The following is a 24974-nucleotide window of genomic DNA, read 5'->3' as shown; positions in this document are numbered from 1 at the left end:
GGGAGCCGAGCATCGGCAGCACGTCGACGCCGCCCGCGATGCACACGTAGCCGCGCATGCCGCGCTTCGCCGCATTCAGCGTCAGTTCCTGGCCGGCCTGCACCGGCAGGCTCCACCACGAATAGACGGGTTTGCCGTCGAGCGTCGCGCCGAATTCGGTGCCCGTGATGGCGACGCGCGTCGGGCGCAGAAAGCGCAGCACGGTTGGGCCAAAGGTGATTTCTAGGCCGGCGGCATCGGGACGGTTGCCAACCAGCCGGTTGCCGACTTCGAGCGAGAGACGGTCGAGTGCGCCGCCCATCGCGACGCCGAGATGCCGGAAGCCATGCCGGCCGAGGTCCTGGATCGTGGTCAACAGACCCGCGCGTATCACGTCGATCATGCGTGCAGCCCCGCGATGGTGAAGCGGACGCGATCGCCCGGTTGCAGAAGCGTCGGCGGATTGCGCGACGGGTCGAAGAGTTTCTGGGCGGTGCGGCCGATCAGCTGCCAGCCGCCCGGCGACGTTGCCGGATAGATGCCCGTCTGTTCGCCGCCAATGCCGACCGAGCCGGCTGGCACTTCAAGGCGCGGCTCGGCGCGGCGGGGCGTGTGCAGCGCCTCGGCGAGCCCGCCCATGTAGGCGAAGCCGGGCTGGAAACCGAGGAAGAACACAATGTACTCACCGCCCGCATGCCGCTCGACGACTTCCTTGACGGAGAGGCCCGTGTGATCGGCCACTGCCTTCAGATCGGGGCCGAATTCGCCGCCATACTGCACGGGGATTTCCACTTCGCGACCGGCGGTGGGCGCGGCGCTGGCCTTGTCCCACGCGGCTTTCAGCATTGCCGCCAGCGCGTCCGGATCGGCTTCGAGCGGATCGAAGATCAAGGTCAGGTTGTTCATGCCGGGCACCACTTCGAGCACGTGCGGCCAGTCGCGCGCGGCCTGAGCGGCCGCCCACACGCGGCGCTGGCAATCCAGCGTGGCAGGCGGCGGCGCTTCGCAGACCAGCGCGGTATCGCCGAACGGAAAGATGCGGGGTTCAGTCATCAAAGTCCTGAAATAAGTAGAGAGGCGGCGGATTCGTCTGACGATGGCCGTGAACCTCTCGCGATGAGCTAGCGTACATTCTCAATAAAATATCGACAATTTATCAATAAGCGATGTCCCCAGGCTCGCCGGTGGTCAGTGGACGTCGTACACTTCGGACAACCACCACGCTTCTCTTAAAAAAATCACCATGGCGCGTCATCCGACCAAAATCGTTTCATCGGAACATCTCGTCTCTGAATTTAGTGCGGAGTTATCCGAACTCGAGTACGGGCTGATCATGGCGAGCAACGCGTTCAACCGATGGATGGTGCGTTGCATGGCGGCGGCGGGCGACAAGGACATGACGGCGATCGAGGTGTCGCTGCTGCACCACGTGAGCCACCGGGAGCGTCGCAAGAAGATTGCGGATATCTGCTTCGTGCTGAATATCGAGGACACGCACGTGGCGACGTATGCGCTGAAGAAGCTCGTAGCTAGAGGGTATGTAAAAAGCGAAAAGACCGGCAAGGAGGTGTTCTTTTCCGCTACGCAGGCGGGGCGGGATTTGTGTCTGAAGTATCGGGAGGTGAGGGAGAATTGTCTTATCGCGACGCTCAAGGAGAGTGGGCTCACTAATCAGCAGATTGGCGATGCCGCGCAACTCATGCGGAATGCTTCCGGGATTTATGACACCGCTGCGCGGGCGGCGGCTTCGTTGTAGGTTTGGTTTTGGTTTTGTTTTTGTTTTGTCTTGCGACGCTGGGGTGGTTTGCTTGTGGTTTCGCTGGCATCCGCGATGTGATGTACCCCTTCACGCGTCGCCCCTGTGCGGGGCGGCACTTACTTTCTTTGCCGCCGCAAAGAAAGTAAGCAAAGAAAGCGGGCTAACACCGCCCGTTCCTGACCACCGCCTGAGGGCCCCCAACGGGTCCTCTCCTTCACACGGCAACTTCCCGGTTACTGCCCGTTGCCAACGCCTCGAACAGGCGCCTCACCCACTTCGATCACCCGTAACACAGCCAGCGGCAGCGAATGGTTACGGCCGCCCAGGTGGCAAACTGTGTGTAGGTCGTAGTACTCCACGCCTCAGCGTACTTACGACACCGATCGTGCTTTCGAGCCGAGCCGGTGGTTTTCAGTCCGGAGTGATGCGCGTACGCCGCGACAGCCGACACACAGTTTGCCGCTATAGAACGTGGGCAATCTGATCGCGCGTGTGGCGACGCGGGAGTGTGGAGCGGGTGATGAGCGAATTCGAAGCGTTGGCAGCGGGCGTCGAGAAGAACGACGTCGCATGAAGGAGAGGACCCGTTGGGGGCCCTCAGGCGGAAACAAGAATTGGCGGTGTTCAGCGGCTTTCTTTTGCCTACTTTTCTTTGCCGCGGCAAAGAAAAGTAGGTGCCGCCCCGCACAGGGGCAACGCGTGAACCAGGCAAAACACCACGCGGATGCCGGCGAAACGACAAGCAAACCACCCCAGCGTCGCAAGACAAAGCCAAAACCAAAACCAAAACAAAAACAAAACTACACAGCACCCCGATACCAACCCACATCAGTAACAACAACATCAAGCGGAATATCGTGCGCTTCCCGCTCAAGGGAATCTGTACGACACACTTCATACGCGATGCCGACGGTAACCGGCACCTTCCCCGCGGAGCGAAACGCAGCGAGAGTGCGGTCGTAGTACCCGCCACCGTACCCAAGCCGATACCGGTCAACATCAAACCCAACGCACGGCACAAAAAGCAGATCCGGCAAAATGACCTCACCAGAAGTCGGCTCATGAATCCGATGAGCACCAACCCGCATGGCCATATCCGGCGTCCAGACATGAAACTCGAGCGGCCGATCACGCGCGGTAATAACAGGCAAAGCAGCGCGCCGAGCAGCATCGCCGTCAAGCCAGGCAACCACAACGGAACGCAGATCGAACTCACCTGACAAAGGCCAATACAACCCTACACTTACGGGCGAATAAACCGTTAACGCATCGAGCACACGACGGCCCAGAGCATCCTTGCCCGCACCGTCGAGAGCCGCATGCAGACGTGCTTCCAGCAGTGTTGCACGTAGCTCCTTTTTCGATTTCGTGACGGGGTTGCGTGCTATGCTTGAGTTCAATTCGCGCTCCAGAAACGCTCTAGAAATAACGATGTCCAAACGCCTCTTCCGAGTATATCGCGCGGCCAGTCTGGCGCTCGCCGCGGCGGCGCTCGTCGCGTGCAGCACGGCCTCCGCCGTCAAGCCGCTCCAGCTTTCCCAGATCACCAGCGACGATCAGACTTTCATCCAGTTGCGCGAGGCAGCGCGCAATAACGATGCAGCTCGCGCAGCGCAGCTCGCGGCGACGATTCCCGATTACCCCGCGCCCTCATATCTGGAATATTTCCAGTTGAAGCCGCAGCTGTTCGACGGCTCGGGTCATCCGCGTATCGACGCGCCCGACGCGCCCGTGCTGTCGTTCCTGCAACGCTACGACGGCCAGGCCATCGCCGACCGCATGCGCAACGACTATCTCGTCGTGCTCGGCGCGCGCCACGACTGGAAAAACTTCGACCAGCAATACGCGCGCTTCGTGCTGAACGACGATACGCAGGTCAAGTGCTACGCGCTCGAATCGCGTGCGGCGAAAGGTGAGAATGTCGTCGACGCGGCACGCGCACTGCTCGTCGATCCGCGCAACTACGGCGACGGCTGCGTCGACCTGATCACGTCGCTCGCGATCAACCAGCAGTTCAGCAGCGACGACGTCTGGCAGCAGATCCGTCTCGCGTACGAACAGAACCAGACCGGCACGGGCGTAAAACTCGTCGATGCGCTCGGCAACAACCGTCCCGATCCGACGCTGTTCGATCAGGCCGCGAGTACACCGCCGTTGCTGCTCGCACGCGGTGTTGGCGCCGATCCGCAGTCGCATCAGCTCGCGCTGCTCGCCATCACGCGCATGGCCCGTAACGATCCCGCCATGGCCGCTGCCACCTTCGGTTCCGTCGCGCCGTCGCTGACGTCGCCGGAACGCGCGATCGGCTGGGGCACGATTGCGTACCAGGCCGCTTCGAAGCAGATGCCGGGCGCCGTCGACTGGTACCGGCTGTCGGCGAACGCGCCGCTGTCCACGCCCGCGTACGAATGGCGCACACGCGTCGCGCTCGTCGCCGGCGACTGGACGATGGTGCGCTGGTCGATCGAACAGATGCCGCCGTCGCTGCGCAGCCAGCCTTCGTGGACCTACTGGCACGCGCGCGCGCTCAAGGCAGCGGGCGACGTGACGACGGCGAACCAGGAGTTCGAGTCGATCTCGCAGCAGTTCAACTTCTACGGCCAGCTTGCCGCGGAAGAACTCGGCCAGAAGATCGTCGTGCCGCCGAAGACTACGGTGACGGACGCCGAAGTCGAGCAGGCCGGCAACACGCCGGGCTTCGCGCTTGCACAGAAGTTCTATCAGCTGAATCTGCGTCTGGAAGGCAACCGCGAATGGAACTGGCCGCTGCGCAGCATGACGGACCGCCAGCTGATCGCCGCCGCCGAGTACGCACGCCGTATCGAGCTGTATGACCGCGCGGTCAATACTGCCGATCGCACGAAGACCGAGCACGATTTCTCGCTGCGCTTCCTGTCGCCGTTCCGCGATATCGTCGAGCGCGATGCGCAATCGAACGGACTCGATGTGGAATGGGCGTATGGTCTGATCCGTCAGGAGTCGCGCTTCATCATGAACGCGCGCTCGGAAGTCGGCGCGAGCGGGCTGATGCAGCTGATGCCGGGAACCGCGCAACTGGTCGCGAAGAAGATCGGCCTCGGGCCCATTTCCCGTGCGCAGATGAACGACATCAACACCAATATCCTGCTCGGGACGAACTATCTGTCGATGATCTACAATGAGTTCGACGGGTCCGCCGTGCTCGCCACGGCAGGTTACAACGCAGGTCCGGGCCGTCCGCGCAACTGGCGCTCGCAGTTGCCGCGCGGTGTCGAAGGCGCGATTTTCGCGGAAGCCATTCCGTTCCAGGAAACGCGCGACTACGTCAAGAACGTGCTGTCCAACACGGTCTACTATGCAGCGTTGTTCGAAGGCCGTCCGCAATCGCTGAAGGCGCGTCTGGGGTATATCCAGCCGTTGCAGTAACGATGCGCCAGGCCGCCGCCGCGTGACACGTCACTTTACGTCACGCCGGCGGCGGCGTTCGAACCTCAGCCGTTGCCGCGGCTTCCATCAGGGAGTCGAAAAATGCGACATCAAACTATCGCGATCGTCGGCGGTTCCGGCTTTATCGGCAGTCATCTCGTCAACGCGCTCGTCGAACTCGGCAAGACGGTGCGCCTCGCCACTCGCCGCCGCTATAACGCGCGGCATCTCACGCTGCTTCCCATCGATGTGGTCGAAATGGATGTGTTCGATCCCATCCAGCTCGCGCGTTTCGTCGAAGGCGCGGATGCCGTGATCAATCTCGTCGGCGTGTTGCATGGTCATCGCGGCGATCCGTATGGTCCGGAGTTCGCCAAAGCCCACGTCGAACTGCCGACGAAAATCGTTTCCGCATGCGAAGGCAAAGGTGTACACCGGCTGATTCATATGAGCGCAATAGGCGCCGATCCGCGCGGGCCGAGTATGTATCTGCGTTCAAAGGGCGACGGCGAGCGCGCGGTGCACGCGTCGTCGATGCTCGCGTCGACGATATTCCGGCCGTCCGTCGTGTTTGGCCCGGAAGACCAGTTGCTCAACAAGTTCGCATTCCTGCAACGCATGTTCCCTGTCATTCCGCTGGCGAAACCCGACGCGCGCTTTCAGCCGATCTTTGTCGGCGATGTCGCGAAGGCGATCGTCAACGTGCTCGATCTCGATGCATCGACGGGCCGCACGTATGAACTCGGCGGGCCGTCGGTGTACACGCTCGAGGCGCTCGTCGAATATTGCGGCGACGTGATCGGCAAGCATGCGCGCATCATCCGTCTGCCGGATTCGCTGGCGCGACTCCAGGCGCTGTCGTTCGAGATGGCGCCGGGCCAGCCGGTGATCTCGCGCGACAATCTCGATTCGATGAAAATCGATGCGGTGTTGAGCGCGCCGCTCGCGCCCGAGCTCGACATCGAACCGGCCAGCATCGAAACGATCGCGCCCGTATATCTGACGGGCTCGTCGTTCCGTTCGCGCTTCAACGCTTTCCGCGCGAGCGCGGGCCGTTAAACTCTGTCGTTCAATAAGCTAACTGGCGAAGCATGAAACTCGTTATCGGTGACAAGAACTATTCGTCGTGGTCGATGCGGCCGTGGCTCGTGCTCAAACACTTCGGCATCACATTTGAAGAAGTGATGGTCTGGCTGAATGAGGCGGAGACGAAAGCGCAGATTCTCGCGCATTCGCCGTCGGGCAAGGTGCCGTGCCTGATCGCCGACGACGGCGTCACCGTGTGGGATTCGCTCGCCATCTGCGAGACGCTCGCCGAACGCTATCCGCAGCATGCGATGTGGCCGCGTGACGCCGTCGCGCGCGGCCACGCGCGCAGCGTCAGCGCCGAGATGCATTCGGGCTTCGGCAATCTGCGCAACAACATGTGGATGAACATTCGCGCGTCGTTTCCGGGCAAGAACGCAACGCCCGAAGCACTCGCCGATATCGCGCGTATCGATGCTATCTGGAACGAATGCCTCGAAACGTATGGCGGACCGTTCCTGTTTGGTGAGTTCACGATTGCCGACGCGATGTACGCGCCTGTCGTGATGCGCTTCAACACGTGGCAGCCGAAGCTGTCGGAAGCAGCGGCCGCGTACGCGCGCCGCGTGACGGCGCAACCTGCCGTCAAGGCGTGGATCGACGACGCGCTGCAAGAGCCGCATCGCATCCCCTATCAAGACACCTGCGCATGAATATCTACGCGGTAGGCGGCGCGATCCGCGACGAGTTGCTCGGCATGCCCGTGCAGGACCGCGATTACGTGGTGGTCGGCGCGACGCCCGAGCAGATGGTCGCGAAGGGCTTTCGCCCGGTCGGCAAGGACTTCCCGGTTTTCCTGCATCCCGATACGCACGAGGAATACGCGCTCGCGCGAACCGAGCGAAAGACGTCGGCGGGCTATCACGGCTTCCAGTTCTTCTACGCGCCGGATGTGACGCTCGAGGAAGACCTCGCACGGCGCGATCTCACCGTCAATGCGATGGCGCGCGAAGTCACGCCCGACGGCGATCTGATCGGCCCGGTGATCGATCCGTTCGATGGTCAGGACGATCTGAAGCACCGCGTGTTCCGGCATGTGAGTGACGCGTTTCTCGAAGACCCGGTGCGCATTCTGCGTGTCGCGCGATTTTCGGCGCGCTTCACCGGCTTCAGCGTCGCGCCGGAAACGCTGGAACTGATGCGCAAGATGGTCGCGGCGGGCGAAGTCGATGCGCTGGTGCCCGAACGCGTGTGGCAGGAAGTATCGCGCGGGCTGATGGAAAAGAAGCCGTCGCGGATGTTCGACGTGCTGCGGGAATGCGGCGCGCTCGCGCGCATCCTGCCTGAGATCGACGCGCTGTACGGCGTGCCGCAACGCGCCGACTATCACCCGGAAGTGGACACGGGCATCCACGTGATGATGGTCGTCGATCATGCCGCTGCGCAGAACTACGCGCTCGCGGTGCGCTTCGCTGCGCTCACGCACGATCTCGGCAAGGCGACCACGCCCGAAGACGTGTTGCCGCGTCACATCGGTCATGAAGGACGCAGCGTCGATCTGCTCAAGCCTTTGTGCGAGCGGCTGCGCGTGCCGAACGAATGCCGCGATCTTGCAGTGCTGGTCGCGCGCGAGCACGGCAATATCCATCGCGTGACGGAGACGAAGGCGGCGGGGATCGTGCGGCTGTTCGAGCGCTGCGACGCGCTGCGCAAACCCGCGCGTTTCGCCGAAGCGTTACAGGCGTGCGAAGCGGATGCGCGTGGGCGGCTGGGTTTCGAAGCGAGGGCGTATCCGCAGGCGGAGCGTTTGCGGGTCGCGCTGGTTGCGGCGCGCGCTGTCGATGCAGGCGCTGTCGCGAAGGCTTACGAAAACGATCCTGCGAAGATCAAGGATGCCGTGCATCGCGAGCGCGTGACTGCGGTCGCGAAGGCGTTGGGAGAGGCGGCGACAGACTGATCAGATCAGGTTCGGCGTTTTTTGAACGCTTCCGACTTCGCCACCACCCGCACTAACAGCAACCGGATTCCCGTCGACTGATGTCTGTCTTTTACACACGCAAGCAAATCGATAAATGGCTGGATGCCTTCACGATAGCCAAGGCCGGAAGCTATACGAAGCTTGTCTCCGATGTGAGCTGGCCTTCGGATAACTTCCTCACTGGTGTCGTGCAAGGTACTCGCATCGCGCCGTACCACGTGCGGGTGTACTTCAACAATTCCGGCAAGAGCGTGCGGATCGATGGCCAATGCACTTGTCCGGTCGGAAACAGATGCAAGCACGTCGCTGCATTGCTGATCGCGGCAATGCCGCTTCAACCGGAGGCGGTGGCTCGCGGAGTGCGTCCGGAAGTGATCCGCTGGCTCAATGAGTTTCGGACAAAACACGCGTCAGCCGTGCCCGACAAGGGCACGAAGCCCGCATCCACGAAAGCGTCGCAGGTGCTGGCATATGTGATCAGCGAATCGTTCATGGGAAAGCCTGAAGTAAGCATATTTAAGGCGCGCACGGGTGTCGACGGCTCGATCCGCGCACTTGACGATCCTTGGTACAACATTGAGAAGGCGCTCGTGCAACCGCCGAAGTTCGTAACTGGGGATGATCTGCCGATCTTGCGCGGGTTGTGGCTGGGCCGCTCGCGAACTTACCTGAGCAACTTCAGTCTGGAGGGCTCGACGGGAGGCGAGATCGTGGAAAAGCTCATCGCGACGGGTCGCGCCTATGTCTCGCGGACAACGGCAACCAGACGCCAGAATCTGCCTTGCTCCGTGAACGCCGGCCGCTCGCGTCCTGGTCGCATCGAGTGGCGCACGCAGGCGGACACGAGCATGCGCCCCGTGCTCCAGACCGAACCGCCCGCGACAATTCTCATCACGACAACTCAACCCTGCTGGTATCTGGATGCACAGACCGGCGAAGCAGGAATTGTCGACATACCGTGGCGGGTCGACCAGCTCAACGAGTATCTGTCGATGCCGTCCATCACGGCCGACGAAGCCGTGTTCGTCGGCAAGATGCTGGAAGAGATCGCGCCGGGCTTGCCATCGCCGCCCGTGCATGACCAGACCGACTTGCGCGTCATCGAGACGGCGCCCGTTCCCGTGCTGAAGCTCGACTCGCTGCCGACATGGGGGCGAGCCCCCAACGACATGTTCGACTTTGCGACCGTCGCATTCGACTATGAGGGCGAGCGCGTCGATGCGCACAGCGACATTACGCTCGTTCGCGATTCGAAGGGTGATGTGGTGCAGATCGCACGTCGGACGGACCTTGAGGAGCACTGCCTGAAGGAACTGGGCAAGGCAGGTCTCAAGAAGGTCTCGACGAAGCGTGTGTCTGGCGCGAGTCGCTTTCCTGAGCACATGCTGGCGCCGTCAAATCCCGGCGAGTGGGGAGACTTCATCACCCGTGCTGTGCCCTCGCTGCGCGAGCGTGGCTGGCAGGTGTCGATGAGCGAGGCGTGTCGTTTGAATTTCATCGAGATCGATGCCATCGACGGCGAAATCCGCGCTACCGGTGATGGTTGGTTCGACGTCGAAATGGGCGTTACCGTCAATGGCCGGACCGTCCGGCTCGAACCGCTGCTGGTGGCCCTGTTCCGGCGTGATCCGCGTTGGATCACAGACAGTCGCGATCGCATTGCCGATAACGAAACTGTCGAACTCGTAACCGATCTCAACGAACGGCTGCATATACGCGCGGAGCGCCTGAAGCCGGTTATGCGTGTGTTGGTCGACCTGTTCGATTTCGTGACGGAGCGCAAGCTGCGCCTTTCGAAACTGGATGCAGCCAGGTTCGACGCACTCGACAAAAGCGGGCGCTGGCAGTTTCATGGCGAGGCTTCTGTGCGTGAGCTGGCCAAACGGCTGATCGCCGGGCCCGGCGTGAACGACTCACCCGTCCCGCGGGGACTACGCGCGGAACTACGCGCCTATCAGCGCCAGGGTCTCAGCTGGATGCAGTTCCTGCGTGAAGAAAACCTCGCGGGCGTGCTCGCCGACGACATGGGTCTCGGCAAGACCGTCCAGACGCTGGCTCACATCCTCGCTGAAAAGGAAGCGGGCCGGCTCGACCGTCCGGCGTTGATCGTTATTCCGACCACGCTGATGCACAACTGGTGCGAGGAAGCGAATCGTTTCGCACCGGACTTGCGCGTGCTCGATCTGCATGGCCCGCAGCGTCATGAGCGGTTCGACGAAATCGGCAACCACGATCTGATCCTCACCACCTATGCGCTGCTGTGGCGCGATCAGGCTGCGCTGGCGCAGCATAGCTATCACCTGCTGATCCTGGACGAGGCGCAGTACGTGAAGAACGCCGCCACCAAGGCCGCCGCCACGATCCGGGAATTGCAGGCGAGGCACCGCCTGTGTCTGACGGGCACGCCGCTCGAGAATCACCTCGGTGAGTTGTGGGCGCAATTCGATTTCATGTTGCCCGGCTTTCTCGGCACGCGACAAGACTTCACGCGCCGCTGGCGCACGCCGATCGAAAAGAACGGGGACACCGCGCGCCGTGAGTTGCTCGCGCGGCGTATCCGACCGTTCATGCTGCGTCGGCGCAAGGACGAAGTGGCAACGGAGTTGCCGCCGAAGACGACCATCGTGCGAACGCTTGAGCTTGAGGGTGCGCAGCGCGATCTATATGAAACCGTTCGGTCGGCGATGCAGGAAAAGGTTCGCGCAGCCGTCGCAGAAAAGGGTCTCGCACGCAGTCACATCGTCGTGCTGGAGGCGCTGCTCAAACTTCGCCAGGTGTGTTGCGATCCGCGACTTGTGAAGAGCGCACGAGGGACCCGCGTCGAGCAATCGGCGAAACTGGAGCTTCTGCTAGAGATGCTGCCCGAACTGATCGAGGAAGGCCGCCGCATCCTGCTGTTCTCCCAGTTCACCGGCATGCTGGATCTGATCGCCGCTGCGCTCGACAATGCGCAAATTCCCTACGTGATGCTCACGGGCGACACGACCGACCGGGTCGCGCCCGTCAAGCGCTTCACAAAGGGTGAGGTTCCACTGTTCCTGATCAGCCTGAAGGCGGGCGGCGTTGGCCTGAATCTGACAGCAGCCGATACGGTGATTCACTACGATCCGTGGTGGAATCCCGCCGCAGAAAACCAGGCTACTGATCGCGCACACCGTATTGGACAGAAGCGACCGGTGTTCGTCTACAAGCTGATCACCGCAGGCAGCGTGGAAGAGAAAATCGTTGCGATGCAAGGACGGAAGGCGGCATTGGCCGACGCGATTCTCTCGGACAATGCGCAAAAGACCGTCAAATTTTCCGAAGCGGACCTTGCGGCGCTATTTGAACCGATTCCGCTTGTGCCAGCGAACGAACCGCCGTCCAGGAAGCGCGCGAAGACGAGAACCGCTGCGCGCGAGACGTAACGCTGTAGCTACAGCAACCGCGCAATCAACGACAACAACATCGACAGCACCAGCGTCGACATGAACGGGAACGGATATTCCTTCCCGAACAGTCTCAGCGTGACATCGCCCGGCATCCTGCCGATGCCGAGCTTGCGCAGCCACGGCCAGCACGCCGACAGCACGGCCACCGCGATGAAAGTAGTCAGCAGCCAGCGGATCATCGTGTTTGCCTCGGCCCAGAGCGCTTAAAGCGTATGCGAGCGATCGCCGCGCGCGAACGCATCGAGCGTACCGTCGATACCGCGTGAAAACGCGATCACCTTGAACAGCTCGCCCATCTCGGCTTCCGACAGCAGCTTCTGCACCGCGTTGGCGGCGGGCAGAAAGTTGGGAATATCGGACGGATCGATCTCACTCAACACTTCCGTGATGCCCGCGTTCATCAGAAAGCGCGCCTGCGACGTGTAGCCGAGCAGGTCCGCGCCCGTATCGACGCCAGCCTCGGCGATGCCCGTAAATTCGACGTGCGCGGTGATGTCCTGCAAGCCGGGATAGAGAAACGGATCGCCGTGTGCATGATGCCGGTAGTGGCACATCAGCGTGCCTTCGGCGCGTTGCGCATGATAGTACTCGTGACGCGGAAAACCGTAGTCGAGCAGAATCGCCGCGCCGCGCGTGAGCATCGTGCAAACGGTGCGCGTGAAGGCGAGGGCGGCTTCGTGCGTCTCCGTCACGTAGTCGTGATCGCCTTCTACTTCCAGATCGCGGAGGAACGCGGCATCGTGTGTCGATTGAACGGGGCGGTCTTCGAACTGCAGCGCGCCGTCTTTCAGCACGATGCCGCGCTCGTGCCATTCGCCGTCAGTGCGGGCGAAGAGCCGCACGGGCATCGCGTCGAGCACTTCATTGCCGACCACCACGCCTTCGAACTGCTCGGGCAACGCGTCGAGCCAGCGTACTCGTGCGGCCAGCTCGGGCGCTTGCGCTTCGATCATTTCGCGCTGACGTTCACGCAATTCACCCGACAGATCGACGATCGAATACGTCTCGAACTCCGTGCCCAGTTCAGCCAGCGCGTTGAGCAAGCCAGAAGCCAGCTTGCCCGTCCCGGCGCCGAATTCCATAACGTGACGCGTGCCGCTCATTTCCAGCGCCTGCGCGACCGGCCGCGCGAGCGTCTGGGCAAATAGCGGCGACAGTTCCGGCGCCGTCACGAAGTCGCTGCCATCCTCCGCACGGCGGCCGAATTTGATCGCGCCACCGCTGTAATAGCCCAGTCCCGGCGCGTACAACGCGCGCTCCATGTAGCGATCGAACGGCATCCAGCCGCCGTTCGTCGCGATCTCCGCGCGAATCTGCGAAACCAGCGCTTCCGACTGCGCGAGCGCGGTCGGGCCGGGAGCAGGTAAACTATCGGGTTGGTGAGCTTTCGGATTCATTCCCGCATTGTAAATGACCGCCTCGAACGACACTTCCGCCGCTAGCGCCCGTCCCGCCCGCGTTGTCCTCGTCACGGGCGCCGCGCACCGGATCGGTCGCGGGCTCGCGCTGGGCTTTGCCGCGGCAGGCTGGGACGTGGCGGTGCATTACGGCTCGTCGAAGGCGCTGGCCGACGAGGTGGTCGCGGAAATCTCGGCGCTCGGGCGGCGGGCCGTCGCGCTGAAGGCGGATTTGTCCGTCGAAGCGGAAGTCGCGCGGCTCGTGCCCGATTGCACGGCGGCGCTCGGGCGGCCGTCCTGCATCGTGAATAACGCGTCGCTGTTCGACGAAGATACCGCGCTCGACGTCGGCTACGCGAAATTGCTGCACATGACGTCGATCAACGTCGGCGCGCCGCTGGTGCTCGCGCGGATGCTGCACGAAGTCACGCCCGAGGCGGCGCGGCACGACGAATCGCTGCGCGCGGCCGTGATCAATGTGCTCGACCAGAAGCTGTACAACATGAATCCGGATTACCTGTCGTACACGCTGTCGAAGGCCGCGCTCGGCACGGCGACCGTCGCGCTCGCGCAGGCGCTGGCGCCGAAGGTTCGTGTAGTCGGCCTCGCTCCCGGCCTGACGCTGCAATCCGGCGATCAGACCGCGCAAAGCTTCGCGGCTGCGCATACGGTGACGCCGCTCGGCCGTGCGTCGCGCGTCGAGGATCTCGTCGCGGCGGCGCTGTATCTCGCGGATGCGCGCGGCGTCACGGGCACGACGCTGGTGGTCGACGGCGGCCAGCACCTCGTGCCGCTGCCGCGCGACGTAATGTTTTTGACGGGCGCCGACCGATAACCGGGGCGCCCACCGGCGCGCCGTGCTGCGCGCCCAACTGCGTGCCTGAGCACGCTCTTTTGTACTGGAACGAACATGTCTGCCGCTTTGCTTCACCCCCGGCTTGCTGATTGCCGCCGGCTCTTTCTGCGCAATTACGAGGTGCACATCAATATCGGCGTGCACGATTTCGAAAAGCGCGGCGAGCAGCGCGTGGTGATCAACGTCGAACTGTTCGTGCCGCTCGCGCTGTCCACGCCCGTCGAAGACAAGCTGCGCGAAGTCGTCGATTACGACTTCATGCGCTCGACGATCGCGGCGCGCGTGAGTCAGGGGCATATCCATCTGCAGGAAACGCTCTGCGACGATCTGTCGAAAGCGCTGCTTGCGCATCCGCAAGTGCGCGCCGTGCGTCTGTCGACGGAAAAGCCCGATGTCTATTCAGACTGCGATGCCGTCGGCGTCGAAGTCTTCCATATCAAAGAGGACTGAGCGATGAACGCTCCCGAAACCCTGACGGGCGCCGATTCGCTGCAGGCGGCCGCTCCCGTTGTTGCAGCCGATGCCGAAGCCGGCGACCGCAAGCGCGCGCTGACGCGCCGCGAGCAGAAAGAAGCGTACGAGAACAACAAGCTGTTCAAGCGCCTCGCGCGCCAGGTCGGCGAAGCGATCGGCGACTTCAACATGATCGAGGAAGGCGACAAGGTGATGGTGTGCCTGTCGGGCGGCAAGGATAGCTACGCGATGCTGGAGATCCTGATGCGCCTGCGCGAGCGCGCGCCGATCAACTTCGATATCGTCGCCGTCAATCTCGACCAGAAGCAGCCGGGTTTCCCGGAGCACGTGCTGCCCGAGTACCTGAGCAAGCTCGACATTCCGTTTCATATCGAGAACCAGGACACGTACAGCATCGTCAAGCGCCTCGTTCCCGAGGGCAAAACCACGTGCTCGCTGTGCTCGCGGCTGCGCCGCGGCATCCTGTACCGCGTGGCGGGCGAACTCGGCGCGACCAAGATCGCGCTCGGCCACCATCGCGACGACATCCTGCAAACGCTGCTGCTGAACATGTTCTACGGCGGCAAGCTGAAGGGCATGCCGCCCAAGCTGCAATCGGACGATGGCAAGAACGTCGTGATCCGGCCGCTCGCGTACGTGAAGGAAACCGATCTCGAGAAATACGCGGAACTGCGTCAATTCCCGATCATTCCGTGCAACCTGTGCGGCAGCCAGCCGAATTTGAAACGCGCGGAAATGAAGGCGCTGATTCGCGAATGGGACAAGCGTTTTCCCGGCCGCGTCGACAACATGTTCAATGCGTTGACGAACGTCGTGCCGTCGCATCTGATGGATCACAAGCTGTTTCCGTTCGCGTCGTTGCGCGCAACGGGCGAAGCCGATCCGCAAGGCGACATCGCTTTCGACGAAGAGCCGTGTTCCACCGATTCCGCATCAGAAGGGATCCAGCAGGCATCGCAAACGATTTCCTTCGTGCAATTCGACGATATTTGACGTTATGCGCATCCTCGCAAAGCCTTTTAAAACAGGCATTTGCGGGGATTTAATGCGCAGTGGGGCCACGTTGCAGTCACATTCAGCGTGCTAGAATCGCCCACTCCAAACTCGTCGAATACGCCCTCGTCATGAATATCGTGATCCTGGCGGCAGGCACCGGTAAGCGCATGCGCTCTGCATTGCCAAAGGTGCTTCATCCCCTGGCCGGTCGGCCGCTTCTTGCTCATGTCATCGATACTGCCCGCACGCTGAACCCGACGCGTCTTGTCGTCGTGGTCGGTCATGGCGCGGAACGGGTGCGCACGGCTGTCGCGGCGCCCGATGTGCAGTTCGCATTGCAGGAGCAGCAGCTTGGCACGGGCCACGCGGTGCAGCAGGCGCTGCCGCTGCTCGATCCGTCCGCGCCGACGCTCGTGCTGTACGGCGACGTGCCGCTCACGAAGGCGGGCACGCTCAGGCGTCTGACGGACGCAGCGGGCCACGACGGCTACGGCGTGCTGACCGTCACGCTCGACGATCCGACCGGCTACGGCCGCATCGTGCGCGATACGCAGGGCAAGGTGCAACGCATCGTCGAACAGAAAGACGCGACGCCTGAGCAGCAGAAGATCGCTGAGATCAATACCGGCATCGTCGTCATGCCGACGAAGCGTCTCGAAGGCTGGCTGTCGTCGTTGAAGAACGACAATGCGCAGGGCGAGTTCTATCTGACGGATGTGGTCGAACTGGCCATCGAAGCCGGCATCGAAGTCGTCACCGCGCAGCCCGACGAAGAATGGGAAACGCTCGGCGTCAATAGCAAGCAGCAGCTCGCGGAGCTGGAGCGCATCCATCAGCGCAACGTCGCCGATGAACTGCTCGTCGCGGGCGTGACGCTCGCCGACCCGGCGCGTATCGACGTGCGCGGCACGCTCGAATGCGGCCGCGATGTATCGATCGATGTGAACTGCGTGTTCGAAGGCAAGGTCACGCTGGCCGACAACGTGTCGATCGGGCCGAACTGCGTGATCCGCAATGCGTCGGTCGGCGCGGGCACGCGTATCGACGCGTTCACGCATATCGAAGGCGCGCAGATCGGCGCGCAGGCCGTGCTCGGCCCGTACGCGCGTCTGCGTCCGGGCGCGACGCTCGCGGACGAAACGCATGTCGGCAACTTCGTCGAAATAAAGAATGCGGTGCTCGGCCACGGCTCGAAGGCGAATCACCTGTCGTATGTCGGCGATTCGGATGTCGGCGCGCGCGTGAATATCGGCGCGGGCACGATTACCTGCAACTACGACGGCGCAAACAAGTTCCGTACGGTGATCGAAGACGATGTGTTCGTCGGTTCGGACACGCAGCTGGTGGCGCCCGTGCGCGTCGGCCGCGGCGCGACGATCGCGGCGGGCACGACGGTGTGGAAGGATGTCGAAGAAGGTCTGCTGGTGCTCAACGAAAAGACCCAGGTAGGCAAGACGGGCTACGTTCGCCCGACGAAAAAGAAAAGCTGAAGGGACTCGCGCGTGCGAGGCGCGCGCCTTGACCCTTAACTCTGCAAAGGACCATTGATTATGTGCGGCATTGTCGGCGCTGTTGCGCAACGAAATATCGTTCCCGTCCTGATCGAAGGACTGCGTCGCCTCGAATATCGCGGCTACGACTCATGCGGTGTCGCCGTGCTGGCGAATGGCGAACCGAAGCGCGCGCGCAGCGTGGCGCGCGTCGCCGATCTCGACGACCAGGTGCGCGACACGCGCCTCGAAGGCGCGACGGGTATCGCCCATACGCGCTGGGCCACGCACGGTGCGCCCGTCACGGACAATGCGCACCCCATCTTTTCGCGCAATGAACTGGCGCTGGTGCACAACGGCATCATCGAAAACTACGAATCGCTGCGCGAGATGCTGCGCGGCAAGGGCTACGAGTTCGTCTCGCAGACCGATACCGAAGTGATCGCGCATCTGGTGCATAGCCTGTATCGCGGCGATCTGTTCGCGGCCGTGCGCGAAGCGACGGCGCAACTGCATGGCGCGTACGCAATCGCCGTGCTGCACAAGAACCAGCCGCATACGGTGGTCGGCGCGCGTCAGGGCTCGCCGCTCGTCGTCGGCCTTGGCCAGGGCGAGAACTTCCTCGCGTCCGACGCGCTCGCGCTGGCAGGCAGCACGGACCGCTTCATCTTCCTCGAAGAGGGCGACGTCTGCGAACTGACGCTCGACAAAGTGCGCGTGTTCGATCGCGACGGCAATCCGGCCGACCGTGAAGTGCGTCAGGTTGCAGCCTACGGCGGCGCGGTCGAACTCGGCCCGTATCGCCACTTCATGCAGAAGGAAATCTTCGAGCAGCCGCGCGCGATCACCGACACGATCCCGCAAGCCGATTCGTTCGACGCTTCGCTCTTCGGCGAACACGCCGCGAAGGCGTTCTCGGAGATCGACAACCTGCTGATTCTCGCGTGCGGCACGAGCTACTACTCGGGCCTGACGGCGAAGTACTGGCTGGAATCGGTCGCAAAGATCCCGACGCAGGTCGAGATTGCGAGCGAGTACCGTTATCGCGATTCGGTGCCGAATCCGAAGTCGCTCGTCGTCGTGATTTCGCAATCGGGCGAAACCGCCGATACGCTCGCGGCGCTGAAGCACGCGCAATCGCTTGGCCACAAGCACACGCTGTCGGTGTGCAACGTCGGCACGAGCGCGATGGTGCGCCTGACGGAGCTGTCGTTCCTCACGCACGCGGGCCGTGAAATTGGCGTCGCGTCGACCAAGGCGTTCACGACGCAGCTGGTTGCGCTGTTCGTGCTCGCCGCGACGCTCGGCAAGCTGCGCGGTCATGTCAGCGCGTCGCAGGAAGCGGACTATATCCGCCAGCTGCGCCACCTGCCTGCCGCGCTGAACAGTGTGCTGGCGCTGGAGCCGCAGATCATCGCCTGGTCGGAGGAGTTCTCGCGCAAGGAGAACGCGCTGTTCCTCGGCCGTGGTCTGCACTATCCGATCGCACTCGAAGGCGCGCTCAAGCTGAAGGAAATCTCGTACATCCACGCCGAGGCTTATCCGGCGGGCGAACTGAAGCACGGGCCGCTGGCGCTGGTGACGGAAGCCATGCCGGTGGTGACGGTCGCGCCGAATGACGCGCTGCTCGAAAAGCTCAAGTCGAACATTCAGGAAGTGCGCGCGCGCGGCGGCCAGCTGTACGTGTTCGCCGATGCCGACACGAAGATCGTCAACGACGAAGGTCTGCACGTGATCCGTATGCCGGAGCACTACGGCCTGCTGTCGCCGATCCTGCACGTCGTGCCGCTGCAGATGCTGGCTTATCACACGGCTTGCGCGCGTGGTACGGACGTGGACAAGCCGCGTAATCTCGCGAAATCGGTGACGGTGGAGTGAGGTTGATGGTTCGCGGCGGAGCAGTGTCGCCGTAGTCGTTTCAAAGGCGTTCTGGATACAGCACCGCGCTCGCGGGCGTATCCAGAACCCGTCAGTTTCCCTTCCCCTGAAGTTCTCCGTGCACAGCCCTCAGGGCTTCGTCGCACACGCCAGCACACACGGCATCGGTATGCGGATCTCACCGCCGCTGGCATAGCGCGCCGAGCCTTCGTGCACCGTCCTGCCAATAGCAGCCAGCGCTTCCGGCGTTTGCGCATTCAGGATCGCCGATACCCGCACTCCGCCGCGCAGCAGCATCTCGAACAGCGCATCCGGCGAAGGCGCAAGCAAGGTCTGCTCGACTTCTTCGATACGCGGGTCGCGGAAGCCCGCTGCCAGCAAGACGCGCTCGCATTCCGCCCAGTCGCTGAAGCGGAAGAAGGGCGGCCCAGGCGGCAGCTGGACGTCCATGCGGCCGTGCTGTTCGATTGCCTTCAGCACGATCGAGAAGCCGATCGCCTTGTCCGGCGACGCCCACACGGTGAAGCCCACCTTGCCGCCCGGCCGCAGCACGCGGAACGCCTCTTCGAGCGCCTTCTCGGGCTTCGAGAAGTGCAGCATGCCGAAGCTGATGCCGACGGCATCGAACTCATCGTCGGAAAACGGCAGGTCTTCGGCGCTGCCGATGCGGAAGGTCAGCGCCGGATAGATGCGCCTTGCCTGATCGACCATCGAATCGGCAAAGTCCACGCCCACCACGTCCGCGCCGCGCTGCGCGGCCGCCGCGGCCAGATAGCCCGGTCCCGACGCGACATCGAGCAAACGCACGCCACGGCGTACGGCCAGCGCATCGAGCAGCGCGCCGTGCGACTGGATCGTCAATGCGCCGAAATACGTGTGATACGGCTGGGCGACGCGTTCCCAGCCCCGATGTTCGAACGCACTGAACTGGTCTTCTTTCATGCCGTCTCCCGTTGGGTGCTTCGATTCTCTTCCGTTATAGGCCCCTCTCGTCAGAGGTCAACGACCAAAAGCCGCATTCGCCGCGAGAGCGGGCCTTCGACCTCTCGACATCCAGATGTCCACACGATGCTCTGGACAACATGGGGATATCACGGAGGCGTTTGCTGTGTACAGATTCTGGGTAAACACGCGGTGCCTGCAAAAGCAGCACGAGTTATTCAAACTTCCGGCGAACCGTCCCACGCTTATGCGCAAAGGTATACGTTTTGCAATCCGTTGAGCGAAAAGCGGATTTGGCGCTTGTCCACAGAAAGTGGATGCCCTTGTTAACTGCTACTACGTATACATATTTATAAGTTCAAAACCTGTAAACAAACCGGACACGCTGCCTGCAGGCACCGCGCAGCCGCGGATTTGCCTGTCGATTGAACAGCATCCGGAAGAAGATGGCCATTGTCGGAATCCGCAATCGGCAGGCCAGCCATCTGTGTGGTGCGAGCCAACACTTGCGCGTTCAGATACGTTCGCCCTGAGCGATCACGCTTGCCGGATTCGCCGCCGTGCCGCACGCAGCAAGCCGCGCGGCACGCAATCAGCCGATAGGCATACACATTGCTGTTAGATGACGCGCCCGCTCCACGAAGCGGACCCACTACACATCACACCGGAGGCGATCGTGCTGGCAACAAAACCGTGTACTGCGACTTGCGTTATCGATGGAATCGCGGTCACGCTGACCTTTTTCCCCGACACCGGCGTCCTGCGTATCACCGACAGCACGGGCAGCCGTTTGAGAGAGACGCGCTGGTCCGCGTCGTGGCAAAGCCTCGTTGCGACCTTCCGCGAACTGAGCGAAACGCCCGTCGAAGATCGCGCGGACCCCGACGTGCTATTCGGTATTCACTATCGCGCACACGCGCTGAACGGCCGCCGCTACGCCAGCTGACTTCGACGCGGACCATGTTGCTCGCAGACACACCGATGTGCGCATCGACAAACCCTCGAACTGGGCCGCTATTCGCCCTCGCTTCCTTCGATTGAATCCGCGCGGCCGCTTCTATACTTCTTTCCATGGCGCAACGATTCAACAGGCCATCAGCGCGGTTCCCCTCCGCGTTGCGCAAGACCGCAGGTTGCCAGCAGTTGACGTTGAAGTTGAGGTCGCAGTAACGGAAGCATCGCAGTGGCAGTCAATGCAGTAGCAGTACGCGCAGCATCGGATGTAGGCGTAGCAAATGGAGTACGCGTAGCACTGGAATCAGCAGTTTGAAGTGGCGGTTTGAAGTTGAAGACGCAGTTGAAGTTGCCGCTGGATTTCGCAGTAGCAGTAGCTCTCGCAGTAGCAGCCGTTTTCGCAGTTGCACTAGCAGTAGCAGCAGGCAGTCTACTTACCGGTTCATCGAATGCAGTTGGGGTTAGCAGCAAGGAGTAGGCGCGGGGCCAATCGAAGCAAAAAATGAAGTTCACCAATAACAGCTTCTCGTGATGAGCAGCAGTCGGCAAGCATCCACGCGCCTGTTCGATATGACTCATCCACCGAGCCCTGTTCCCCCGCGGAACAGGGCTTTTTTTTCGTCCAGCGAGCGCTTGCGAGCGCTTCTTACGCGCGTTCGATGTCCTGCCAGCCGCCCGTCGCCATGCTTTTCATCGACGCGGCCACGAACGCCAGTCCTTTCACACCATCGCTGACGCCGGGAAAGAGTGTCGGCCGATCTTCTCCGGGTTTTCCACCGATCCGTGCCGCGACGCGCTGCGCAAACTCCGTATAGAGATTCGCGAACGCTTCCAGATAACCCTCGGGATGCCCGATCGCGATGCGCGTCGAACGCTGTGCGCCTTCGCTCGTCGACGGCCCGAGGCGGCGCGTGATGATCTCTTCGAACGCGTCCTGCCGCCGGTGAATCAGCCGGTTCGGTTCCTCCTGATGCCATTCGAGTCCGCCCTTGTCGCCGTGAATGCGGAAGCTCAGGCCGTGTTCGGAGCCCGCCGCGGCATTGGTCACCCACAGCGAGCCGCGCGCGCCGTTCTCGTAGCGCAGCAGCGCGGACACGTAGTCGTCGACGGTGCGGCCGGGAATCGCAGAGCCGACGTCCGCACATAACCGCGTGACATCCATCCCGGTCACATACGCGCCAAGATGAAACGCATGCGTGCCGATGTCCATCAGCACGAGCGACCCGCCCGCGCGTCCGCCTTCCGTCCGCCAGCCGGCCGGCAGATCAGGGCCGGCCAGATAGCTCTGCACGTATTGCAGATGCACCTGACGAATCTCGCCGAGTTCACCCGCGCGAATCATGTCGCGCGCCTGACGCACCATCGGGAAACCGGTGTAGCAGTAGGTCACGCAGAATTCGGCGTTGGTTGTGCGCACGCGTTGAGCGATCTCTCGCGCCTGCGTCAGATCGTTGGCAAGCGGCTTGTCGCAGATCACGTGAAAGCCGCGGTCGAGCGCCAGCATGCAGATCGGGTGATGCGAGTCGTTGGGCGTCATCACCGCGACGGCGTCGATGCGGTCAGCGCGTGCCGCTTCGGCGTCGAGCATCTGTTGCCACGATGCATACGCGCGGTCCTCGCCGATACCGAGGTCGAGCGCCGCCTGCCGCGCGCGCTCAGCGTTCGACGACAGCGCTGCCGCGACAATGTCGTACTGACCGTCGAGCCGCGCCGCAATCCGATGCGTCTCGCCGATGATCGAACCCGGCCCGCCACCGATCAAACCCAGCCGGATGCGCCGGCCTATCGTGCCTGTCACCATATCGTCTCCGTCGTTATCGAATGTGCGAGCTAGTGCGTCGCGTTGCGGAATTCGAGGTCGCGCAGCGCGTCGGCGAGTTGCTCGCCGGTCCAGTTTTCATCGAGCGCTTTTGAGAGAATCTGCTGCTGGCTCGCGGGCGCGAGTCCGCCGACGGGCGGATTGCGGTCGAGATTGGTCGGGAATGCGTAGCCTTCCGCGCATGACGCGATCACGGCCGATGTTTGCGTCGTGTCGAGTTGCTGGTGCGCGCGCATGGCCCGCAGCACGGGGAACACGGCATTGCACATTCGCGTCCGATCCAGCGATTCCATCGCGCGCCCATACGCCGACGACACTTGCAGCAGATTCGCCATCCGTTGCACGTCGAGCGTGCGGTTCGTGCCGGCCGCATGAAAGAGCGCGGGACTGAAGAACAGCGCATCGCCTTTCTGCAGCGCCAACTGCGCGTAGTTCGCTTCGAAATACGCGCGGAAATCCGCGCGGCGCCACGCGACGTAACCCTGCGGATAGCGCTGCGAGAACGGCAGCAGCTTGGTCGGACCGCTTTCGACGGGCATGTCGGTATGCGCGACCGCGCCTTGCAGCGTCAGCAGCGCCGACATCGTGTGAACGTGGGCGGGAAAACGCTGCGCCTCGTCGACGGTGAGAAAGCCCAGATGAAAGTCACGATGCGCCTGTTGCGCTTCGCCGCCCGGCCGCACGACGTTCACCTGCGACGTCATCTGATACGCGGGACCGAGCCACGCTTCGGCAGCCGCCACCAGAACGGGATTCGCGAAGTAGCGCACGAACACTTCCGGCGCCTCGAGGCACAGCTTTTCCTGCGCGTTCCAGATCCGGTCGTTCGCGCCCGCCTTTGCGAAGTGGTCGGCGCCGCCGCCCGCCTTGCGCTCGTTGCGGATTATCGATTCGAAGATAGCCGTCGCATCGTCGATGGCGGTCGTGTCTTCGTACGCGCGTTGCAGCACGAACACGCCCGCGCCGTCGAGCAGCACGTTGGCCCATTCGGAGAGTAGTTCCGGACGGCGAGCGGCGTCGGCGAGGACAGGCCGCAGCGCATCGCAGTCGTACACGGGGACGGCATGCTTCAAGTCGGCGGCAAAACGCGGCCGTTGACTCATCTCGCGCGCGGTTTCGATCAGCGTGGCGAATTCATCGACCGAACAGTCCGCTTCGCGAAACCATGTCTGCTCGCGCGATGCCGGTTGCTGAGAGATGGCGTGCATGTCGTCTCCTGTGATGTTTCGAGCCAGCTTATCCCTAAATTTCGGCGCTGCGTTACCATCGAAACATCAAAAACACATCAAAAACGGGCGGTGTTCCCGATGGCTCATCCTTTTCTGATCAAGGAGATCGCGCTCCAGGCGGGTCTCGGCACGGCGACGGTCGACCGCGTGCTGAACGGCCGCGCGCACGTGCGCGAGCACACGCGGCGGCGCGTGCAGCAGGCCATCAAGGAACTGGAAAAGCAGCAGCTGACTCTGGCGACGAGCGGCCGCAAGCTCGTCGTCGACGTGGTGGTCGAAGCGCCGCGCCGTTTCGCCGATGAAATCCGCGACGCGCTCGAAGCCACCGTGCCGGGCCTGCATCCCGCGATCTTCCGGCCGCGCTTTCTGATGCAGGAGACGATGACGACGGCGGAAGTCGTCGACGCATTGCGCGCGATTGCGCGGCGCGGCAGCCACGGTGTTTTCCTGAAAGCGCGGGATGTGCCCGAGATCGCGCAGGCCATCGCCGGGTTGATGCAGCGCGAAATTCCCGTCGTGACGATGTTCACCGATATCCCGGCCTCGGAGCGCATTGCGTATGCGGGGCTGGACAATCGCGTCGGTGGCGCGACGGCGGCGTATCTGATCGGGCATTCGCTCGGCAAGCGCGCGGGCAACGTGCTCGTGACGATGAGCAACGAGCGCTTCCGCGGCGAAGAGGAACGCGAGGCCAGTTTTCGCGCGACGCTGCGCGAACGCTACGCGCATCTGAACCTGATCGATGCAAGCGGCGGGCAGGGGCTCGATGCGGAAACGGAAGAGCGCGTGCGCCAGGCTGCCGGCGATGGACAGAAGATCGCCGCGGTCTATTCGATGGGCGGTGGCAATGCCGCGATCCTGCGCGCGCTCAAGGCACTGAATCAGCATCCGAAGTGTTTCATCGGGCACGATCTGGACCGCGAGAACGTGCAATTGCTGCATGGGCGCGCGATCACTGCCGTTCTGCATCACGATCTGCGGCAGGACATGCGCAGCGCGTGCCAGCATGTGATGAGCTTTCACAAGCTGTTGCCGGCGTCGGCGGTGAGTGCGTCGTCGTCGGTCGTCGTTGTCACGCCGGAGAATATTCCACGTGAGATCGATGAACGCTTCGGCGGGTGTCGATAGAAGTTTCATCGGCTGTCGACGGAAATTTCGCGTCTGAATTCGCGCTTCCGTGAAGCCAGGCGGAACCTGCGCCGAATTTCGGAAAAGTATGACAAGCATTCAGAGCGTTACTACAACTGGCGCGTTCACCAGGTTCTAGGATTGCGGGTTGGTTTGCCTGATCACATCGATTAGGTATCCAGATGAAAAGATCGATCGAAACATGATCGGTCTTATCGCTCACCTCTCCGTCA

21 protein-coding genes and 1 pseudogene are annotated in these 24974 nt (G+C 62.5%); 13 read left to right on the top strand and 9 right to left on the bottom strand.

Going from position 1 to position 24974, the window contains the following annotated elements:
* Both G3O01_RS39295 and pxpB read right to left on the bottom strand, forming a co-directional pair.
* Window positions 1–382, bottom strand: a pseudogene (locus tag G3O01_RS39295) (allophanate hydrolase); the annotation flags it as partial.
* A complete protein-coding gene (gene pxpB / locus G3O01_RS39290) occupies window positions 379–1032 on the bottom strand; it encodes a 5-oxoprolinase subunit PxpB (RefSeq protein ID WP_205812857.1) in 654 nt (217 codons plus the stop codon). The gene pxpB and the pseudogene G3O01_RS39295, both read right to left, overlap by 4 nt.
* Window positions 1033–1222: 190 nt before the next feature.
* Between pxpB and G3O01_RS39285 the strand changes: the two genes are divergently transcribed.
* Entirely contained in the window at window positions 1223–1735 is a 513-nt protein-coding gene (locus tag G3O01_RS39285; protein ID WP_205812851.1) for a winged helix DNA-binding protein, read from the top strand.
* 803 nt (window positions 1736–2538) lie between these two features.
* Here the strand turns inward: G3O01_RS39285 and G3O01_RS39280 are convergent.
* Window positions 2539–3138: a 5-formyltetrahydrofolate cyclo-ligase gene (locus tag G3O01_RS39280; protein ID WP_205812861.1), complete on the bottom strand. Its 600-nt coding sequence runs from the start codon at window positions 3136–3138 to the stop codon at window positions 2539–2541.
* Window positions 3139–3169: 31 nt separating this feature from the next.
* Here G3O01_RS39280 and G3O01_RS39275 point away from each other — a divergent pair, with 31 nt between their 5' ends.
* From G3O01_RS39275 to G3O01_RS39260, 4 genes are all read left to right on the top strand, one after another.
* A complete protein-coding gene (locus G3O01_RS39275) occupies window positions 3170–5143 on the top strand; it encodes a lytic transglycosylase domain-containing protein (protein ID WP_205812849.1) in 1974 nt (657 codons plus the stop codon).
* Window positions 5144–5245: 102 nt separating this feature from the next.
* Window positions 5246–6202 (top strand): complex I NDUFA9 subunit family protein, encoded by a 957-nt coding sequence (locus tag G3O01_RS39270; RefSeq protein WP_205812848.1) that lies wholly within the window; start codon window positions 5246–5248, stop codon window positions 6200–6202.
* 32 nt (window positions 6203–6234) lie between these two features.
* Window positions 6235–6882 (top strand): glutathione S-transferase family protein, encoded by a 648-nt coding sequence (locus G3O01_RS39265; RefSeq protein WP_205812846.1) that lies wholly within the window; start codon window positions 6235–6237, stop codon window positions 6880–6882.
* Window positions 6879–8126, top strand: a complete 1248-nt coding sequence (locus tag G3O01_RS39260) for a multifunctional CCA addition/repair protein (RefSeq protein WP_205812844.1) — start codon at window positions 6879–6881, stop codon at window positions 8124–8126. The genes G3O01_RS39265 and G3O01_RS39260 overlap by 4 nt, the downstream gene beginning before the upstream one ends.
* A 5-nt stretch (window positions 8127–8131) precedes the next feature.
* On the opposite strand, the gene G3O01_RS45805 is transcribed toward G3O01_RS39260, so the two are convergent.
* Complete coding sequence (locus tag G3O01_RS45805; RefSeq protein ID WP_346779258.1) at window positions 8132–8416, bottom strand: hypothetical protein; 285 nt, start codon at window positions 8414–8416, stop codon at window positions 8132–8134.
* On the opposite strand from G3O01_RS45805, the gene G3O01_RS39255 reads away from it, so the two are divergent.
* The gene (locus tag G3O01_RS39255; protein ID WP_346779257.1) at window positions 8300–11554 is read left to right on the top strand and encodes a DEAD/DEAH box helicase; all 3255 of its coding nucleotides are present in this window, start codon (window positions 8300–8302) and stop codon (window positions 11552–11554) included. The two genes, G3O01_RS45805 and G3O01_RS39255, sit on opposite strands and share 117 nt — an antisense overlap.
* Window positions 11555–11562: 8 nt before the next feature.
* Here G3O01_RS39255 and G3O01_RS39250 read toward each other — a convergent pair whose 3' ends face one another.
* Window positions 11563–11757, bottom strand: coding sequence for a DUF2905 domain-containing protein (locus G3O01_RS39250; RefSeq protein ID WP_028367420.1), 195 nt, complete (start codon window positions 11755–11757; stop codon window positions 11563–11565).
* Between the two features lie 24 nt (window positions 11758–11781).
* Entirely contained in the window at window positions 11782–12975 is a 1194-nt protein-coding gene (locus G3O01_RS39245) for a class I SAM-dependent methyltransferase (protein WP_205812840.1), read from the bottom strand.
* Window positions 12976–12988: 13 nt separating this feature from the next.
* On the opposite strand from G3O01_RS39245, the gene G3O01_RS39240 reads away from it, so the two are divergent.
* The 5 genes from G3O01_RS39240 (at window position 12989) to glmS (ending at window position 18669) form a co-directional block, all read left to right on the top strand.
* A complete protein-coding gene (locus G3O01_RS39240) occupies window positions 12989–13810 on the top strand; it encodes an SDR family oxidoreductase (protein WP_205812838.1) in 822 nt (273 codons plus the stop codon).
* A 75-nt stretch (window positions 13811–13885) separates the two neighbouring features.
* A complete protein-coding gene (locus G3O01_RS39235) occupies window positions 13886–14281 on the top strand; it encodes a dihydroneopterin aldolase (RefSeq protein WP_205812836.1) in 396 nt (131 codons plus the stop codon).
* 3 nt (window positions 14282–14284) lie between these two features.
* Complete coding sequence (gene ttcA / locus G3O01_RS39230) at window positions 14285–15298, top strand: tRNA 2-thiocytidine(32) synthetase TtcA (RefSeq protein WP_205812835.1); 1014 nt, start codon at window positions 14285–14287, stop codon at window positions 15296–15298.
* Between the two features lie 131 nt (window positions 15299–15429).
* Window positions 15430–16791: a bifunctional UDP-N-acetylglucosamine diphosphorylase/glucosamine-1-phosphate N-acetyltransferase GlmU gene (glmU, locus tag G3O01_RS39225; RefSeq protein ID WP_205812834.1), complete on the top strand. Its 1362-nt coding sequence runs from the start codon at window positions 15430–15432 to the stop codon at window positions 16789–16791.
* 60 nt (window positions 16792–16851) lie between these two features.
* Window positions 16852–18669 (top strand): glutamine--fructose-6-phosphate transaminase (isomerizing), encoded by a 1818-nt coding sequence (gene glmS / locus G3O01_RS39220; RefSeq protein WP_205812833.1) that lies wholly within the window; start codon window positions 16852–16854, stop codon window positions 18667–18669.
* Between the two features lie 129 nt (window positions 18670–18798).
* Here glmS and G3O01_RS39215 read toward each other — a convergent pair whose 3' ends face one another.
* The gene (locus G3O01_RS39215; RefSeq protein WP_205812832.1) at window positions 18799–19611 is read right to left on the bottom strand and encodes a class I SAM-dependent methyltransferase; all 813 of its coding nucleotides are present in this window, start codon (window positions 19609–19611) and stop codon (window positions 18799–18801) included.
* Window positions 19612–20287: 676 nt separating this feature from the next.
* On the opposite strand from G3O01_RS39215, the gene G3O01_RS39210 reads away from it, so the two are divergent.
* The gene (locus G3O01_RS39210) at window positions 20288–20557 is read left to right on the top strand and encodes a hypothetical protein (RefSeq protein ID WP_205812831.1); all 270 of its coding nucleotides are present in this window, start codon (window positions 20288–20290) and stop codon (window positions 20555–20557) included.
* Window positions 20558–21211: 654 nt separating this feature from the next.
* Here G3O01_RS39210 and G3O01_RS39205 read toward each other — a convergent pair.
* Window positions 21212–22366, bottom strand: coding sequence for a Gfo/Idh/MocA family oxidoreductase (locus tag G3O01_RS39205; protein WP_205812830.1), 1155 nt, complete (start codon window positions 22364–22366; stop codon window positions 21212–21214).
* A 29-nt stretch (window positions 22367–22395) separates the two neighbouring features.
* Complete coding sequence (locus tag G3O01_RS39200) at window positions 22396–23592, bottom strand: phytanoyl-CoA dioxygenase family protein (protein WP_205812827.1); 1197 nt, start codon at window positions 23590–23592, stop codon at window positions 22396–22398.
* A 99-nt stretch (window positions 23593–23691) separates the two neighbouring features.
* Between G3O01_RS39200 and G3O01_RS39195 the strand changes: the two genes are divergently transcribed.
* Window positions 23692–24741: a LacI family DNA-binding transcriptional regulator gene (locus tag G3O01_RS39195; RefSeq protein ID WP_205812820.1), complete on the top strand. Its 1050-nt coding sequence runs from the start codon at window positions 23692–23694 to the stop codon at window positions 24739–24741.
* The last annotated feature ends 233 nt before the right edge of the window (window positions 24742–24974 follow it).

Source organism: Burkholderia sp. Ac-20365 (assembly GCF_017104715.1).
Classification (GTDB): Bacteria; Pseudomonadota; Gammaproteobacteria; order Burkholderiales; family Burkholderiaceae; genus Paraburkholderia.
Note: the sequence above shows the minus strand (reverse complement) of the source record. Positions and strands in the feature narration are given on the sequence as shown.

What these genes read in the sequence shown, in the direction of transcription:
- G3O01_RS39240 (WP_205812838.1), top strand. Translation starts at nt 12,989, where the DNA reads ATGACCGCCTCGAACGACACTTCCGCCGCTAGCGCCCGTCCCGCCCGC.
- G3O01_RS39265 (WP_205812846.1), top strand. Translation starts at nt 6,235, where the DNA reads ATGAAACTCGTTATCGGTGACAAGAACTATTCGTCGTGGTCGATGCGG.
- G3O01_RS39285 (WP_205812851.1), top strand. Translation starts at nt 1,223, where the DNA reads ATGGCGCGTCATCCGACCAAAATCGTTTCATCGGAACATCTCGTCTCT.
- G3O01_RS39270 (WP_205812848.1), top strand. Translation starts at nt 5,246, where the DNA reads ATGCGACATCAAACTATCGCGATCGTCGGCGGTTCCGGCTTTATCGGC.
- G3O01_RS39195 (WP_205812820.1), top strand. Translation starts at nt 23,692, where the DNA reads ATGGCTCATCCTTTTCTGATCAAGGAGATCGCGCTCCAGGCGGGTCTC.
- G3O01_RS39205 (WP_205812830.1), bottom strand. Translation starts at nt 22,366, where the DNA reads ATGGTGACAGGCACGATAGGCCGGCGCATCCGGCTGGGTTTGATCGGT.
- ttcA (WP_205812835.1), top strand. Translation starts at nt 14,285, where the DNA reads ATGAACGCTCCCGAAACCCTGACGGGCGCCGATTCGCTGCAGGCGGCC.
- G3O01_RS39235 (WP_205812836.1), top strand. Translation starts at nt 13,886, where the DNA reads ATGTCTGCCGCTTTGCTTCACCCCCGGCTTGCTGATTGCCGCCGGCTC.
- G3O01_RS39275 (WP_205812849.1), top strand. Translation starts at nt 3,170, where the DNA reads ATGTCCAAACGCCTCTTCCGAGTATATCGCGCGGCCAGTCTGGCGCTC.
- G3O01_RS39245 (WP_205812840.1), bottom strand. Translation starts at nt 12,975, where the DNA reads ATGAATCCGAAAGCTCACCAACCCGATAGTTTACCTGCTCCCGGCCCG.
- G3O01_RS39200 (WP_205812827.1), bottom strand. Translation starts at nt 23,592, where the DNA reads ATGCACGCCATCTCTCAGCAACCGGCATCGCGCGAGCAGACATGGTTT.
- G3O01_RS39215 (WP_205812832.1), bottom strand. Translation starts at nt 19,611, where the DNA reads ATGAAAGAAGACCAGTTCAGTGCGTTCGAACATCGGGGCTGGGAACGC.
- G3O01_RS39260 (WP_205812844.1), top strand. Translation starts at nt 6,879, where the DNA reads ATGAATATCTACGCGGTAGGCGGCGCGATCCGCGACGAGTTGCTCGGC.
- pxpB (WP_205812857.1), bottom strand. Translation starts at nt 1,032, where the DNA reads ATGACTGAACCCCGCATCTTTCCGTTCGGCGATACCGCGCTGGTCTGC.
- glmU (WP_205812834.1), top strand. Translation starts at nt 15,430, where the DNA reads ATGAATATCGTGATCCTGGCGGCAGGCACCGGTAAGCGCATGCGCTCT.
- glmS (WP_205812833.1), top strand. Translation starts at nt 16,852, where the DNA reads ATGTGCGGCATTGTCGGCGCTGTTGCGCAACGAAATATCGTTCCCGTC.
- G3O01_RS39250 (WP_028367420.1), bottom strand. Translation starts at nt 11,757, where the DNA reads ATGATCCGCTGGCTGCTGACTACTTTCATCGCGGTGGCCGTGCTGTCG.